This window comes from Sphingopyxis sp. Geo48, from assembly GCF_949769155.1.
In the GTDB taxonomy this organism is placed as follows: domain Bacteria; phylum Pseudomonadota; class Alphaproteobacteria; order Sphingomonadales; family Sphingomonadaceae; genus Sphingopyxis.
Window position 1 is genome coordinate 150,442 of the sequence record NZ_CATKPA010000005.1, and the last position, 14,517, is coordinate 164,958.

General features: G+C 66.2%; 15 protein-coding genes. 8 read left to right on the forward strand and 7 right to left on the reverse strand.

Annotated features, from left to right (window positions below; genetic code table 11):
• Nucleotides 1-18: 18 nt before the first annotated feature.
• From QOL79_RS16595 to crtY, 6 genes are all read right to left on the reverse strand, one after another.
• Nucleotides 19-537 (reverse strand): AAA family ATPase, encoded by a 519-nt coding sequence (locus QOL79_RS16595; protein WP_283420181.1) that lies wholly within the window; start codon nt 535-537, stop codon nt 19-21.
• Entirely contained in the window at nt 534-1,103 is a 570-nt protein-coding gene (gene pnuC / locus QOL79_RS16600; RefSeq protein WP_204992009.1) for a nicotinamide riboside transporter PnuC, read from the reverse strand. The genes QOL79_RS16595 and pnuC overlap by 4 nt, the downstream gene beginning before the upstream one ends.
• Complete coding sequence (locus tag QOL79_RS16605) at nt 1,100-2,062, reverse strand: phytoene/squalene synthase family protein (protein WP_283420182.1); 963 nt, start codon at nt 2,060-2,062, stop codon at nt 1,100-1,102. The genes pnuC and QOL79_RS16605 overlap by 4 nt, the downstream gene beginning before the upstream one ends.
• A complete protein-coding gene (locus QOL79_RS16610) occupies nt 2,062-2,643 on the reverse strand; it encodes an LOG family protein (protein ID WP_283420183.1) in 582 nt (193 codons plus the stop codon). Before QOL79_RS16610 ends, QOL79_RS16605 begins: the two co-directional genes overlap by 1 nt.
• Before the next feature lie 151 nt (nt 2,644-2,794).
• Nucleotides 2,795-4,264, reverse strand: a complete 1,470-nt coding sequence (locus QOL79_RS16615; protein ID WP_283420184.1) for a phytoene desaturase — start codon at nt 4,262-4,264, stop codon at nt 2,795-2,797.
• The gene (gene crtY / locus QOL79_RS16620; RefSeq protein ID WP_283420185.1) at nt 4,261-5,418 is read right to left on the reverse strand and encodes a lycopene beta-cyclase CrtY; all 1,158 of its coding nucleotides are present in this window, start codon (nt 5,416-5,418) and stop codon (nt 4,261-4,263) included. Before crtY ends, QOL79_RS16615 begins: the two co-directional genes overlap by 4 nt.
• A gap of 46 nt (nt 5,419-5,464) precedes the next feature.
• Between crtY and QOL79_RS16625 the strand changes: the two genes are divergently transcribed.
• The 8 genes from QOL79_RS16625 to QOL79_RS16660 all read left to right on the forward strand — a co-directional run bounded on the left by QOL79_RS16625 (nt 5,465) and on the right by QOL79_RS16660 (nt 12,998).
• Nucleotides 5,465-6,214: a sterol desaturase family protein gene (locus tag QOL79_RS16625; protein WP_283420186.1), complete on the forward strand. Its 750-nt coding sequence runs from the start codon at nt 5,465-5,467 to the stop codon at nt 6,212-6,214.
• A complete protein-coding gene (locus QOL79_RS16630; RefSeq protein WP_283420187.1) occupies nt 6,171-6,569 on the forward strand; it encodes a DUF2141 domain-containing protein in 399 nt (132 codons plus the stop codon). Before QOL79_RS16625 ends, QOL79_RS16630 begins: the two co-directional genes overlap by 44 nt.
• Before the next feature lie 99 nt (nt 6,570-6,668).
• On the forward strand, nt 6,669-8,795 hold the full coding sequence (locus QOL79_RS16635) for a S9 family peptidase (RefSeq protein WP_283420188.1): 2,127 nt from the start codon (nt 6,669-6,671) through the stop codon (nt 8,793-8,795).
• A 73-nt stretch (nt 8,796-8,868) separates the two neighbouring features.
• A complete protein-coding gene (locus QOL79_RS16640; protein ID WP_283420208.1) occupies nt 8,869-9,015 on the forward strand; it encodes a hypothetical protein in 147 nt (48 codons plus the stop codon).
• 63 nt (nt 9,016-9,078) lie between these two features.
• Entirely contained in the window at nt 9,079-10,026 is a 948-nt protein-coding gene (locus tag QOL79_RS16645; protein ID WP_283420189.1) for a CorA family divalent cation transporter, read from the forward strand.
• A 153-nt stretch (nt 10,027-10,179) separates the two neighbouring features.
• Nucleotides 10,180-10,590: an Ohr family peroxiredoxin gene (locus tag QOL79_RS16650; protein ID WP_283420190.1), complete on the forward strand. Its 411-nt coding sequence runs from the start codon at nt 10,180-10,182 to the stop codon at nt 10,588-10,590.
• Between the two features lie 103 nt (nt 10,591-10,693).
• A complete protein-coding gene (locus tag QOL79_RS16655) occupies nt 10,694-11,143 on the forward strand; it encodes a MarR family winged helix-turn-helix transcriptional regulator (protein WP_349306426.1) in 450 nt (149 codons plus the stop codon).
• A gap of 205 nt (nt 11,144-11,348) precedes the next feature.
• Nucleotides 11,349-12,998 (forward strand): M20/M25/M40 family metallo-hydrolase, encoded by a 1,650-nt coding sequence (locus tag QOL79_RS16660; protein WP_283420191.1) that lies wholly within the window; start codon nt 11,349-11,351, stop codon nt 12,996-12,998.
• A 20-nt stretch (nt 12,999-13,018) separates the two neighbouring features.
• Here the strand turns inward: QOL79_RS16660 and QOL79_RS16665 are convergent, their stop codons facing one another.
• Nucleotides 13,019-14,482 (reverse strand): S41 family peptidase, encoded by a 1,464-nt coding sequence (locus QOL79_RS16665; protein ID WP_283420192.1) that lies wholly within the window; start codon nt 14,480-14,482, stop codon nt 13,019-13,021.
• Nucleotides 14,483-14,517 lie beyond the last annotated feature (35 nt).

Sequence of the window (14,517 nt, forward strand, 5' to 3'; positions counted from 1 at the left end):
CAACCGACCGGTTTGCGTCTACAAAAGCCCCGCCGCGCGCATCGCCGCCACCGCATTCTCGAGCCGTTCGTTGCCGTCGCCATCGACCCACGCCCAGCGCAGGTTCCGCCGCTCGAGCTCGCCGATCGCGACGTCCATGAACTGGCGCCGTGCGAGGTCGCTGCCGAACAGGCGCGTTCCATCCTCCTCCCACGGCAGATCCATCGCCGGGACGAGATAGAGGTCGGCGGGCTCGTCCCAGAGGTCGATCTCGGGCAAGCGCCGACCGAGCAGCATGACCGCCCAAGCCTGCGTCATCAGCGGGTCGGTGTCCGATACCAGCCACTCGGGATTTTGCGCAAGCGCCGCCCGCGTCGCCGCGACATGGCCGTCGAAGATTGCGAGCAGGTCGATCTCGTCAAACTCGGTGCCGTGCTCTTCGGCATAGGTGCGGCCATATTCGGGAACGACGAGCGCGCCGAGGCGAAAGGCAAGTCGCGGCGCGAGCGTCGACTTGCCCGTGCTCTCTGCGCCGTGAAGGCAGATATGGCGTGTCATTCGGGGATCGCGCCGGTCAACGCCGCGCGGCGCCACTGGATCAGCCCATCGATCGACAGGCCGAGCAGGACGACATAGACCGCGCTCGTCGCATAGAGGCCGCGCCACGCGAACAGCGGCACCGCGATCAGGTCGACGGCAATCCACAGCCACCAGCTTTCGACTCGCCGCCGCGCGAGCAGCCATTGCGCGGTGATGCTCATCATCGCGATGCCGCCGTCGATCCATGGCGCCGCGGCGTCGGTGAAGCGGTGCATCGCGGCGCTCCAGACGATCCAGGCGGCGAAAGTGACGCTGCCCCAGATCCAGCGCGCGCGCTCGCTCAGCCAGCCGACCGGGATGCCACTGTCCTCGCGCGCCCGGACCCAGGCGATGAGGCCATAGAGGTTGAGGACGAGGAAAAAGCCCTGCAGCAGCATGTCGCTGTACAATTTCGCTTCGAAGAAGACGAAGGCGTAGAGGCTGACCGCGACGAGCGCGAAAGGGTAGTTCCACACGCTGCGAAGCGCGACGAGCGCGACATTGATGAGGACCAGCGCGGCGGCCAGCCATTCGATCCAGCTCATGCGGGCGCCTCATCGCTCCGCGCGCGCGTCCACAGACCGTCGCGGCTGATCCGCCGCTCCGGCGGACGGCGAAGCACCGACCAGCCGGCGCGCGCAACCCACCCGAGCTTGGCGAGACGCGAAGTCCCCGCGCGGTGGTCCCACGCATGATCGCCGCGCGCCCGCACCTCGCGCGCGATGTCGCCATAGATGCCGGCGGCGGCGAGCACCGCCCAGCGGCTGCGCGGAGGCAGCTTGCGCGCGCCCCAGCGCGCCGACGCCTCATATTCCCCGGCCATTTCGGCGAGCCATTTCGCCATGACCGCAAGCCGCGAACGATAGGCGGGGTGCATATGCTGGCCGGGTGGAATGTCGAGTTCGACCATCCAGTCGACGGGCAGGTAGCAGCGATCGGCGGCAGCATCCTCGGCGACGTCGCGCGCAATGTTTGCGAGCTGGAAGGCGATGCCGAGGTCCGAGGCGCGGTCGAGCGTGGTTGTATCCTTGGGGTCGATCCCCATCACCAGCGCCATCGCGACGCCGACGGCGCCCGCGACATGATAGCTGTAGCGCAGCAGGTCGGCCTCGCTGCGCGGACGCCAATCCTTCGCGTCAAGCTCGAAGCCCGCGACGATGTCATCGATCACGGAGCGTGGAATAGCGATTTCGGTCAGCAGCAGCCCGAGTGCGTCGAACGCGGGCTCGCCCGTCGGTTCGCCCGCGAACGCCTTGTCGGTCTGCGCGCGGATATGGGCGACCGCAGCGGCGGGATCTTGTCCCGGCCGCATCGTCCCGCCATGATCCTGCCCGTCGGTCAGGTCGTCGGCGGCGCGGCACCAGGCGTAAAGCAGCCAGACGCGCTCGCGGGTGATCCGGTCGAAGAGCTGGCTGGCGAGCGCGAAGCTTTTCGATCCGCGCGCGATGCTGTCGTGCGCGAAACCGTGGAGGGCATGTGCGTCATAGGCCCCCCCGTCGATCATTACAGATTTTCGGCCTTCATCGCGAAGATCGTCTGGTGCGGAACGTAAGACGCCATCTTGTCGAGCAGCTCGTCGAGGCCCGCGTCGACGATCATGATCCCGGCATGCGCGGGGCGGATGAAGCCGACCTCGACCATCTTGCGGTTGAACGCGATCAGCTCGTTGTAGAAGCCCGCCGCGTTCAGCACCCCCACCGGCTTGCTGTGATAGCCGAGCTGCGCCCAGCTGATCGCTTCCCACAATTCGTCCATCGTGCCGACGCCGCCGGGAATGGTCAGAAAACCGTCCGAAAGGTCGGTGAACATCTTCTTGCGCTCGTGCATGCCACTGACGACGTGGAGCTCGGTGCAGCCGCGATGCGCGACCTCGGCACCGACGAGTGCCTCGGGGATGATCCCGATGACCTCGCCACCGGCTTCCAAGGCGCTGTCGGCGACCGCGCCCATCAGCCCGAGGCGGCCGCCGCCATAGACGACGCCGATCCCGCGCTCCGCGAGCGTGCGGCCGACGTGGCGCGCGGTTTCGATATAGATTGGATCTTCGGGGGTCGCGGACCCGCAATAGACGGCAAGGCGTTTCATCGCTTCGTGGCTTTCACAAATTCCATTCGGGCTGAGCTTGTCGACGTCCCGCCCTTTTCTTCCGCTGCCTTTGAAGGAAGAACGGCCCTTCGACAAGGCTCTCCCGAGCGCCTGCAAGGCAGTCGAGTGGCTCAGGGCGAACCGATGTTTGTTATTCGAGCATCAGCGCCGCCGTCGCCTTCGCGCTCCCCACCACCCCAGGGATTCCCGCGCCCGGATGGGTGCCGGCACCAACAAAATAGAGATTTGCAAGCTTGTCGTCGCGATTGTGGGCGCGGAACCACGCGCTCTGCCACAGCACAGGCTCGAGGCTGAAGGCGCTGCCCAGATGCGCCGACAGGTCGCGGCCGAAATCGGTGGGAGCGCAATGGAAACGGGTGACGAGGTTGGCGCGGAGGCCGGGGGCGACGCGGCGCTCGACCTCGTCGAGGATCGCGTCGGCGAAGCGCGCGCCGAAATCGCCGTCCCAGTCGGGCTGCGTCTTGCCGAGATGCGCGACGGGCGCGAGCGCGTAGAAGGCCGAATGGCCGGGTGGCGCCATCGCCGGATCGGTGATGCTGGGATGGTGGAGGTAGAGCGAGAAATCCTCAGGCACCTTGCCACCGTATATGTCGCTCAGCAGGCCTTTGTAGCGCGGACCGAAGAGGATGCTGTGGTGCGCGATGTCCGGATAGTCGCCCTTCACGCCGAAATGGACGACGAAGAGCGAGGGCGACCAGCGCTTGCGGGCGAGGCTCTTTGCGACCTTCCGCCCACGCGGATGGTCGAGCAGATCCTTGTAACTGTGCATCAGGTCGCTGTTGCACGCGATCATGTCGGCGGCGGCGCGCCAACCGCTTTGTGTTGTCACCGCGGTTGCTCGATCCCCCACGGCGTGGATCGACGTGACCGGATCGGCGAGGCGCAATTCTCCGCCAAGCCTCTGAAATAGAGCGACCATTCCGCCAACGAGCGCATTGGTACCGCCGCGCGCGAACCAGACCCCGCCATCCTTTTCGATCGTGTGGATGAGCGCATAGATGCTGCTCGTCGTCATCGGATTGCCCCCGACGAGCAGGGTGTGGAACGACAGCGCCTGCCGCAGCCGCTCGTCGCGAACATAGGAGGAAACGATTGAATAAACGCTGCGCCACGCCTGGTATTTCATCAGCGCGGGCGCAGCTTTGATCATCGACGCGAAGTCGAGGAAGGCGACCGCGCCGAGCTTCACATAGCCCTGTTCGTACACGCCTTTCGAATAGTCGAGGAAGCGGTCGTAACCCGCGATATCGGCGGGGTTGAGCTTCGCGATTTCGGAGCGGAGCGCGGCCTCGTCGTTCGAATAGTCGAAGTTGGTGCCGTCGGGCCAGTTGAGGCGGTAAAAGGGCGTGACGGGGACGAGATCGACGTCGGCCGCCATGTCCTGTCCACTGAGCGCCCACAGCTCCTGCAGGCACGGCGGGTCGGTGATCACCGTCGGCCCCGCGTCGAAAGTGAACCCGTCGTGTTTCCAGTGGTACGCGCGCCCGCCAGGCTTGTCGCGCGCCTCGACGATCGTCGTTTCGACCCCGGCCGATTGCAGCCGGATCGCGAGCGCGAGCCCGCCGAATCCGGCGCCGATGACGATCGCGCGGCGGGTCATTTCCAGTCCAATCTCGAAAGCGCCGCAATCGCGCGGCCGACGGGTACGGGCGGTTTGCCCGACAATATCCTGAGCTTGTCGGCGGCGTTCGGCCGTCCGGCATAGAAGCGCGCGATCAGGCCCGGTGACAGGCGATAGAAGCGCTCGAAGATGCGGTAGCGTTCGGCGGGTTCGGCGGCGCGGAAGAGCATCGCGCCGAGCATGCGATAGAAGCGCTGGCGGCGCCAGGATGCTGCGGCGCGATCGCGCAATAGGATCGGCAGATCGGCACTGCCGATCAGATCGGGCAGCGCCGCGGCAGTTCGCACGGCATCGGGCAGCGAATATCCCGTGAGGGCATGAAACACCCCGGCGCGCACGCCGATCCGCGCGGTGCGGTCCGATTCGGGCCAGAGGCGGTCGAAATCGCCCGCGACGACCACCGGGAGCACGCCGGTTTCCTCGCGCGTGGTCGCGGTCACATTCCATTGGCGCCGCGCCGCATAGTCGGCGATCCGGTCACGGACCGCCGCAACGTCGAGATCGGGGCTGTCGCTATAATAGGTGTCCTCGACGAAGATCGTCTCGGCATCGAACGGGAGCAGATAGACGAAGCGGTAGCCGTCCAGCTGGTCGACGGTAGCATCCATCACGAGCGGGCGGTCGATGCCATGCCCGCCCTCGACGGTCAGCGCCTGGCCGACGAATTTCTGCCAGCCGCAATCAATGCCCGAAAGCTTGCCCGCGCCGCGCGCGTCGATGACATGCTTCGCCGAAAGCCGCCCGCCGCGCGCGAGCAGCAGATGGTCGGGCGCGACATGCTTGGCCTTGTCGGCGATGATGCGGCCCTCGGGCAGCGCCACCGCGACCGCCTCGGCCAACGCTTCGCCGGTAATGCTCTTATACCCCATGCGCAGCGTCCGGGCGTGCGCGGGGAAAGCGACGTCGTACCGATCCCAATGATACCGGACGAGCGGTGCGACGAGCCAGCGGTCGCGCTTCGCAATGTCGCTGTCGAAGAAGGACCAGATATGATTGCCGCCGATCGGGCCGGGCTCGACCAGCCGGACGTCGAGGCCCGGCCGCTTTGCCGCGAGCGCGAGCGCCGCGAGCCCGCCCGCGAGCCCGCCGCCGACGATCGCTATGTCACAAGAGTCGGTGTTCGACGCGGCCATGCGTCCGCCCTAGCCGCAGCGCGCGCGGGCGGCTATCGCTTCGTGCATGGCGGCGATCCTTTTCTCCGCGCTCGCGATGACGCTGATTGTCGGGGTGCGCTATCTGATCAGCAGCGGCGGCTTCGCGCTGGCGACGCGGATCAGGCATCCGGGCCTCTATCGCGGGCTGGAACACCAGATGAGGCGCGAGATCGGCTGGAGCCTTGCGAGCGCCGCGATCTACGGCATTCCGGCGGGCGTCGTCGCCTGGGGATGGCAGGTGCACGGCTGGACGCGCATCTACACCGACGTTCACGCTCTTCCGCTCTGGTATTTGCCGGTCAGCCTGCTCGCCTATCTGATGCTCCACGACACATGGTTTTACTGGACGCACAGGCTGATGCACCGGCCCCGCTGGTTCCGCATCGCGCATGCGGTGCACCATCAGAGCCGCCCGCCGACCGCGTGGGCGGCGATGAGCTTTCACCCGGTTGAGGCGATCACCGGCGCCGTGGTCATCCCGGCTTTGGTGTTCCTGATCCCGATCCATGTCGCGGTGCTGGGGCTGGTGCTGACGATCATGACCGTGATGGGTGTCGGCAATCATATGGGATGGGAGATGTTCCCGCGCGCGCTGGTGCATGGACCCGCGGGGCGCTGGCTGATAACCGCGACGAATCACGAGGCGCATCACGCCGCCTATCGGGGGAATTATGGGCTCTATTTCCGTTTCTGGGACAAGGCGTGCGGCACGGATATCGGGCTCGGTTCTTTTGCCGCTGCTGCTGACCGCCGCGAGCGCGCCGCCGACGGTTGACGTCAGCGTCACCGGCCTGCGCAACGACAAGGGCCAGATTCTCGTCTGCCTGACCACGAACCCCAAGGCTTTCCCCGATTGCAGCAAGGACAAGGCCTCGGTGCGGATGGCGGTCAAGGCGGTCGACGCCGGCAATTTTGTGATCCACGCGCCCGCCGACGGCACCTATGCGATCGCGGTGGTGCATGACGAAAATGCCAACAACAGGATGGATATGGCGCTGTTCCTGCCGAAGGAAGGCTTCGGCTTCTCGCGCAACCCGGCGATCGGCATGGGGGCCCCGAGCTTCAAGTCGGCGAGCTTCGTGGTGACGGGCGACACGCGCCAGTCCATCCGGATGAAATATATGCTGTAGGCAAGCCCCGGCGAGCGATGGCGCCATGCGACGGATCTTTCGTGTTTCGCGCGAAGGCACAAAGGCGCAAGGAAGAGGACAAAAGAGGAGAAAATATCGATGCGCAAGCCCGTCTGCTTCGGCGCCAGCCTTCTCATTCTCGCCGCCCAGCCCGCCTTCGCCGGGCAAGCGACCGCAGAAACCGAATCCGCTTCCGCCCCGGCCTCGGCAATGGGCAGCGCGCGGCTGGGGCCCGAGCGCCGCTTTACCGGTGCCGACCTCTTCGACCTCGCCATCGCGTCCGATCCGCAGATCAGCCCTGACGGCCGCCGCATCGCCTATGTGCGGCGGCAGAATGACATCATGACCGACCGCGCGGTCGGCTCGATCTGGCTGATCGATACGACCACCGGCGAGGAAATCCCGCTGGGCGCCAATGAAGGCGCAACCTTCGCGCCGCGCTGGTCGCCCGACGGCGGACGTCTCGCCTATGTCTCGACCGCGGGCGGCTCGGCGCAACTCTGGGTGCGCTGGATGAGCGGCGGCGAAGTCGTTCGTCTCACCGGCCTGCCGACCCCGCCCTCCGCGCTCGCCTGGTCGCCCGACGGCCGCTCGATCGCCTATACGATGCTGGTCAAGGACGATGAGCCGAGCTTCGGCAGCGCGCCGAAGAACAAGCCCGAGGGCGCCAAATGGGCCGAACCGCTCGAGGTCCACGACCTCCTTGCCTTCAAGGCCGACGGCGAGGGATTCCTCGAGCCCGGTTTCGAGAAGATATTCGTCGTTCCCGCGACCGGCGGTTCGCCGCGCCAGCTGACCTTCGGCCCCTATCACGACACCGGCCCCTTGAGCTGGTCGCGCGAGGGCCGCACCCTCTATTTCAGCGCGAACCGCAAGCCCGATTGGGAGCGCGACCCCGTCGAGAGCGAAATCCACGCGCTCGACGTCGCGAGCGGCGCGGTCACCGCGCTCACCGACCGCAACGGTCCCGATGCGAATCCGCTCGTTTCGCCGGACGGCTCGAAAATCGCCTACCTCGGCTTCGACGACAAGCTGCGCGCCTATGAGAACACCCGGATCTACGTCATGAACCGCGACGGATCGGGCAAGCGCAGCCTGACCGCAAACTGGGATTACAGCGTCGATGCGATCCAGTGGGCCGCCGACAGCAAATCGGTTTACGCGCAATATGACGGTCATGGCGAAACCAAGGTCGCGCGCATCGGCCTCGACGGCTCGGCACGCACCGCTGCGACCGGCCTTTCGGGCGGTGGGCTCGACCGGCCCTATACCGGCGGCAGTTTCAGCGTGTCGGATGGCGGCGCGATCGCCTTCACCGGCGGCACCGCGCAGCGCCCCGCCGAGGTACAACTCGCGCGCGGGGGCAGCGCGCGCATTCTGACCGACCTCAACCGCAGCTTGCGCGAGGTGAAATCGCTCGGCGCGGTGCGCAAGATCACCGCCGCCTCCAGCCACGATGGCAAGACGATCGAGGGCTGGCTGACCCTCCCACCCGGCTATCGCGAGGGACAGCGCGTGCCGCTGATCCTCGAAATCCACGGTGGGCCGTTCGCGGCCTATGGCGGTCATTTCTCGACCGACAACCAGCTTTACGCCGCCGCTGGCTATGCCGTCCTCTCGGCCAACCCGCGCGGTTCGACCAGCTACGGCGCGGCCTTCGCGAACGAGATCGACAAGGCCTACCCGGGCAATGATTATTTCGACCTCATCAGCATCGTCGATCGCGCGATCGAACTCGGCATCGCCGACCCGCAAGCACTCTTCGTCACCGGCGGTTCGGGCGGCGGCGTGCTGACCAGCTGGATCGTCGGCAAGACCGACCGTTTCAAGGCGGCGGTCGCGCAAAAGCCGGTGATCAACTGGACGTCGCAGGCGCTCACCGCCGACGGCCCCGGCTTCTTCGGCCCCTATTGGCTGGGCGCCGAGCCGTGGGAAAAGCCCGACCTCTACTGGTCGCTTTCGCCGCTGTCGCTCGTCGGAAATGTGAAGACCCCGACCTTGATCATCGTCGGCGCCGAGGATTATCGCACCCCGGTCAGCGAGTCAGAGCAATATTATACCGCGCTCCGCCTGCGCGGTGTGCCGACCGCGCTGATCAAGGTGCCCGGCGCCAGCCACGGCGGGATCGCCGCGCGCCCGTCGCAGTCGGCCGCGAAAGCATCGGCGATCCTCGCCTGGTTCGAGAAGTACAAGAAAGGCTGGTCGCCGCCGCCGACGGACGACTAGGGTCCGCGTCACAAGCCTGTCATCACGAGGGCATAGCCCGATCCGGCATCCGATTCCGGAGCGAGGCAAGCGCATGAACGCAACCGCCGCCGACACCCCGAACCGTTCGGGACTGCAAATGGCGACGATCCGCAACGTCGTAATGGCGTGGGTGCTCTTGCTTCCGGTTTCGATCCTGCTCTCGGGCGTGCTATACATGCTTTTGTCTGCCATCTTCTAAAGGATCAGGGCCACGGCAACGCGCGGAGACACGCCGGCCGCTCCGGACTTCGGGGCCATCGTGATGCAGCCCGGGCTGATCTGGGCCTGCGCGCGCACCGGCGAAGGCACCGCGCTGATCGACGAATGCGAGGCCTGCGCCGACGCTAGCTTTCGCTGGCTCCACCTCAATCTTGCCGACGATCGCACCCAGCGCTGGCTCGACCGCTCGATCAAGCTCCCCGAGCCGATCCACGAATTGATGCTCGCGCGCGAAACGCACCAGCAGGTGATCGTCGAGGACGGTGTCGTCGGCCTCGTCCTTCAGGACTTCGAGCGTGAGTTTGACGTCGCGCAGACGTCGCAGATCGGTGCGCTGCACATCGTCATCACCCCCGATGTGATGCTCACCGGCCGCTACCATCCGATCCATTCGGCCGACATCATGCGCCAGCGCATCGCCGCGGGCTTCGACGTCTGCGACGGCGCCGACGCGCTCGGCCTCGCGATCGGGACAATGGTCGACGGGCTCAGCGAGCATGTCCATGCGCTGTCGGCCGACATCCAGACCGCCGAGGACGAGTTTCTCAACGAACGGATGAGCCCCGCGACACGCGACCTCATCGCGGTGCGCCGCCGCGGCGCGCGGCTTCACCGCCTCGTCGCAGGGATGCGCGCGACGCTCGTCCGGCTCGAACGCGACCCCGACCTTCCGCCGCTGTTCGCCCCCGTCGCCGAGCGCCACGTCCAACGCCTCCACGCGCTCGACACCGACGTCGCGAGCACGCAGGCGCAGCTCCGCCAGCTACGCGACGAACTCGACCTGCAGGCCGCGCAAAAGACCAACCAGAATCTCTACTTCCTCTCGGTGATCAGCGCGCTGCTGCTCCCCGCGACGCTCGTCACCGGCTTCTTCGGGATGAACACCGGCGGGCTCCCCTTCGCGCATACCGAGGCCGGAACCTTTGTCGCGGCGATGGCGGCAGTGGCCTCTTCGGCGGCAACCTGGCTGCTTCTCCGCCGCCGTCCCTGAATTTCTTCTGTCCGAATTCAATGGCTTGGACAGTATCATAAATTCAATCGCACACGATTCAATCGCGCCCCATTGACTAGACGGCGCGACTCGCATATTTAGATCGCATCCGATATAACCGGATACGATCTAAATCCAGAAAGGTGTTCTAAAATGGCTGACAAGACTCTCTTCACCGGCACCACCCACGTCAAAGGCGGCGCCGAAGGCTATGCGCGCAGCACCAACGGCGTGCTCGACATCCAGCTTCCCGAGCCGCACCCTGCCGCCGAAAATCTCTTCGCCGCCGCCTGGTCGGCCTGCTTCCTCGGCGCGCTCGGCCTCGCCGCCCAGCAGAAGAAGGTCGCACTGCCGGTGACGCCGGAGATCGACACGACGATCGACCTGCTTCACAAGGACGGCGGCTTCGTCCTTCGCGCCCGCCTCGACGTGCAGGTTCCGGGCATCGACAGCGCCGTCGCGCAGGAACTGATCGAGGCCGCGCACGCGATCTGCCCCTATTCGAAGGCGGTTGCCGGCAACATCGACATCGAACTGACGCTGGCGGAACCCGCCCTCGTCTGACCCCGGCTTGCCGGGCGGCGCCGTCCCCTCCCCCAGCGCCGCCCGGTTGGCAAGCGGGTCTTGCGATCTTATCGTGTCCGACCGAACAGCCTTGGAGAGGACCATGATGACCACGCCCGCGACCCCCAAATCCCCTCCGCTCAGCGACTATCTCTGTTTCGCGGTCTATTCGGCGAACCTCGCCTTCGGGCGCGCCTACCGGCCGGTGCTCGAACCGCTCGGGCTCACCTACACACAGTATGTGGCACTTGTCGCATTGTGGGAGCAGGACGATCAGACGGTCGGGAGCCTTGGCGAAAAGCTGTTCCTCGAATCGAACACGCTGACCCCGATCCTCAAGAAGCTCGAACAGACGGGCTTCGTCGAACGCCGCCGCGATCCCGCCGACGAGCGGCAGGTCCGCATCCGCCTGACAGCGAAGGGCCGCGACCTGCAGAATGAATGTATCGGCGACAAGCTGATCGAGGCAACAGGACTCGGCGACGATTTCGTCAGGGTGCAAAAGGCGATCGCCAATCTGCGCGACAATCTGCTGGCGTCGACTGCGCCCTGATCGCGTGCGCAGCGCCCATGGCGCCAGAGTCGCGCTCCTGTGCCAGCACGGCGGTTCACAAATGCGGCCGCGCTGGCTAGGCTGCACAATCCATAAATGTTCGTGTTCGCCCGCGAAGGCGGGCCATCTCCGGCCGGCGCCATTATGATCCGGAGGGAGATGGAACCTCGCCTTTGCGGGCACACATATCGACCGAAAGCCCTGGATGACCCGACTCCCTGCCATCTGCCTCGCCGCTCTCCTCGTTGCCTCCCCCGCTGGCGCGCAGGAGATCAGAGCCTCGAATCTGACCGAAACCGTCCGCACCCTCGCCTCCGACCAGTTTCAGGGCCGCGCGCCCGGGACGGTTGGCGAGGAACGCACGATCGGCTATCTGATCGGCCGATTGCAGGCGCTCGGGCTTGAACCTGCAGGGACCAACGGCGGCTGGACGCAGCCTGTCCCCCTCCTCCACACCGCGCTCGGCGAGCCTTCGAAACTCGCCTTCGCGCGCGGGGGCGCGACAACCCCGCTCGTGCAGGGCACCGATATCTATGTCTCGACACTCCAGCCGGCCGACGTTGCGGCCGTCGCAAATGCGCCGTTGGTGTTTGTCGGCTATGGCGTCACCGCGCCCGAACGCGGCTGGGACGATTTCAAGGGCGCCGACCTCAAGGGCAAGGTCGCGGTCTTCCTGATCAACGACCCCGACTTCGTCGCCGCGAAGGGCGAGGACAGCGCGGGCAAGTTCGGCGGACGGACGATGACCTATTACGGCCGCTGGACCTACAAATTCGAGGAAGCGGCGCGGCGCGGCGCGATCGCCGCTCTGATCGTCCACGACAGCGACGGCGTCGGCTATGGCTGGAACGTCGTCAAAAGCGGCGGCGGCGAAAACTATGGCCTCGTCGTCCCGCCCGAGCAGCGGACGAGCCTCGCCTTACAAGGCTGGATTTCGGGCGAGACTGCGACGAAGCTCTTTGCCGACGCCGGACAGGATCTCGCGAAGCTCCGCACCGCCGCGCGGCGCAAGAATTTCAGGCCCGTCGATCTCGGTACCCGCTTCGATGCCGAGGTGCCGGTGAAGCATGAAGTCGTGCAAAGCCAGAACGTCCTGGCGAAAATCCCCGGCACGAAGCGGCCGAACGAAGTCGTGATGTATGGCGCGCACTGGGATGCCTATGGCGAGGGCAAGCCCGACGAGCAGGGCCGGATCTATCGCGCGGGGGCCAACGACGACGCGCTCGGCGTGGCGGGGCTGTTCGAGATCGCGCGCAATTTCAAGGCCGCGCCGCCGCCCGACCGCACCATCCTCTTCGCCTTCTGGACCGCCGAGGAGCGCGGCCTGCTGGGTTCGGAAGCCTATGCGCAGAGCCCGCTGTATCCGCCCGAGACGACCGTCGCCAATCTGGGCCTCGACATCCTTCAGACCGCAGGCCGTGCGAAGGACGTCATCCTCGTCGGCAAGGGCCAGGGCACGCTGGAGGACGATCTCGCGCGCCTCGCCGCGAAGCAGGGCCGAACGGTGAGCGTCGAGAGCCTCCCCGAACGCGGCCTCTTCTACCGCGCCGACCATTTCAGCATGGCGAAACGCGGCGTCCCCGTCCTGTTGATGATGGGCATCGCGGGCACCTCTGACCTGGTAAGCGGCGGGAAGGACGCGGGCCAGAAGTGGGTCGATGACTATACCGGCAAATGCTATCACCAAGCCTGCGACGCATGGGACGCCGGTTGGAACCTCGACGGTGCGATCGAGGATATTTCGGTTTTCTACGGGATCGGCGACGAACTTGCGCGCTCGGGTAAATGGCCCGGCTGGAAAGCGGGTAGCGAATTCAAGGCGGTCCGCGACGCGAGCGCGGCAACGCGAAACTGAAAGACGCCGCGCCTTTTCGGTCAGAAAAGCCCCGGCAACTCGCGCTGGGCCGCACGCGGGGTTTGCGCGATCAGCATTTCAGGCTCGGCCGCCAGTGCCCTCCCGCCGCGCGCGAGCGCGCCCGCCGACGCCTCGGCGATACGCGCGGTGCAGGCGTTGCCCGCGAGAAAGTCGATCGCGGCGCGCACCGAGGCTTCGCGCGGATCACCGAGCGGGAAGGACGGGTCGTCCGCCGCCGCGCAGCTGTTCGATATCTTGGGCGCGAGCCCGCCATAATAATCGCTCTGCCCCGTCGCATTGCCTGTCGCGAAGGCGATGACGCGGATGCGATCGTCGCATTCGGCCTTGTCGAGCGCGATCTGGCCGACCGGCTTGCCATAAGTGTTGCTGCCGACGAGCGTCATGTCGGTGCCGAGATAAGGCAGCATCCCGTTGATCACGAGTTCCGATGCCGAGGCGGTCGAGCCGGTGCCGATAAAGGCGATACGCGTCGGCGCGATCGATTGCGGCCTGGCTTCGAAGAAATGCCGGTCGTTCTCGGCCGATTTCGACGGACGGAAAAGCGTCTGCGAAAACAGCTCCGACGCCGTGCGATTCCGTCCGAGCAGGTCGCCCATCAGCTCCGCCGTGCTGACCAGCCCGCCGCCATTATAGCGGAAATCGATCACCACATCGGTGATCCCCTGGTTGCGGAAATTCAGGAACGCGCTTTCGAGCTGGGGGTCGGCCGAGCGGATGAAGGTGCGCAGGTTGATATAGCCGTAGTTGCGGCCGTTTTCGCTGATCACCTTGGCGCCATAGCGGTCGGACACCGGGTCGATGTCATAGTCGGCCTTGGTGACCGACACCTCGCGCGTGCCCCCGCCCGCGTCGACGATCCGCAGTACGCGGGTGACACCGGGATCGCTCGGCCCCAGCGCGTTGGTGATGCCCGCGGTGCCTTCGCTCGCGACGATCGCGGCGATCGTCCGGATATTCGACGTCGCCGTTCCGATCCCGACGATCTGCGTGCCGCGGTCGATACCGGCGGCAAAGGCGGGCGCGCCCTCATAGGCCTCGAGGATCGTGACGCGCTGGAGCGATGCATCGTAGCTGAGCCGTACCCCGAAACCCGCGCTCGACCCGCTGTTGTAGAAGGCATTCTCCTCGGCGATTGAGGTGATGTAGGTGAAATAGCGGTCCTTGCCGAGCGCGCGCGCCGGCGCGACCAGAGCGTCGATATAGGATTGGACGTCGGAATAGCCCACTGGATTCGCGCTGCTCGCGACATCGCCGGGGAACAGATACCATTCGTCGATCACCGCCTTGGCGAACGCCTGCCGCGCGGGCAGGCCGCAACTTGCGGTGGGGGCGGGAGTCGGGCTCGGCGTCGGCGTCACAGTGACCGGGCCGCTGCTTCCGCTGCCGCCTCCACCCCCGCCGCACGCCGAGAGCATCAGCGCCGCGAGCACCGTGCCCGCGACCGACCGCCTTGACCCGTTCATTCGCATGTCTCCCCAGTACGACCCAATATTATCTG

Bases quoted from the DNA above. Each gene is read 5' to 3' on its own strand.
- QOL79_RS16595 (WP_283420181.1), bottom strand. From the start codon at position 537: ATGACACGCCATATCTGCCTTCACGGCGCAGAGAGCACGGGCAAGTCG.
- QOL79_RS16660 (WP_283420191.1), top strand. From the start codon at position 11,349: ATGACCCGACTCCCTGCCATCTGCCTCGCCGCTCTCCTCGTTGCCTCC.
- QOL79_RS16655 (WP_349306426.1), top strand. From the start codon at position 10,694: ATGATGACCACGCCCGCGACCCCCAAATCCCCTCCGCTCAGCGACTAT.
- QOL79_RS16605 (WP_283420182.1), bottom strand. From the start codon at position 2,062: ATGATCGACGGGGGGGCCTATGACGCACATGCCCTCCACGGTTTCGCG.
- QOL79_RS16650 (WP_283420190.1), top strand. From the start codon at position 10,180: ATGGCTGACAAGACTCTCTTCACCGGCACCACCCACGTCAAAGGCGGC.
- crtY (WP_283420185.1), bottom strand. From the start codon at position 5,418: ATGGCCGCGTCGAACACCGACTCTTGTGACATAGCGATCGTCGGCGGC.
- QOL79_RS16610 (WP_283420183.1), bottom strand. From the start codon at position 2,643: ATGAAACGCCTTGCCGTCTATTGCGGGTCCGCGACCCCCGAAGATCCA.
- QOL79_RS16665 (WP_283420192.1), bottom strand. From the start codon at position 14,482: ATGAACGGGTCAAGGCGGTCGGTCGCGGGCACGGTGCTCGCGGCGCTG.
- QOL79_RS16625 (WP_283420186.1), top strand. From the start codon at position 5,465: ATGGCGGCGATCCTTTTCTCCGCGCTCGCGATGACGCTGATTGTCGGG.
- pnuC (WP_204992009.1), bottom strand. From the start codon at position 1,103: ATGAGCTGGATCGAATGGCTGGCCGCCGCGCTGGTCCTCATCAATGTC.
- QOL79_RS16640 (WP_283420208.1), top strand. From the start codon at position 8,869: ATGAACGCAACCGCCGCCGACACCCCGAACCGTTCGGGACTGCAAATG.
- QOL79_RS16615 (WP_283420184.1), bottom strand. From the start codon at position 4,264: ATGACCCGCCGCGCGATCGTCATCGGCGCCGGATTCGGCGGGCTCGCG.
- QOL79_RS16645 (WP_283420189.1), top strand. From the start codon at position 9,079: ATGCAGCCCGGGCTGATCTGGGCCTGCGCGCGCACCGGCGAAGGCACC.
- QOL79_RS16635 (WP_283420188.1), top strand. From the start codon at position 6,669: ATGCGCAAGCCCGTCTGCTTCGGCGCCAGCCTTCTCATTCTCGCCGCC.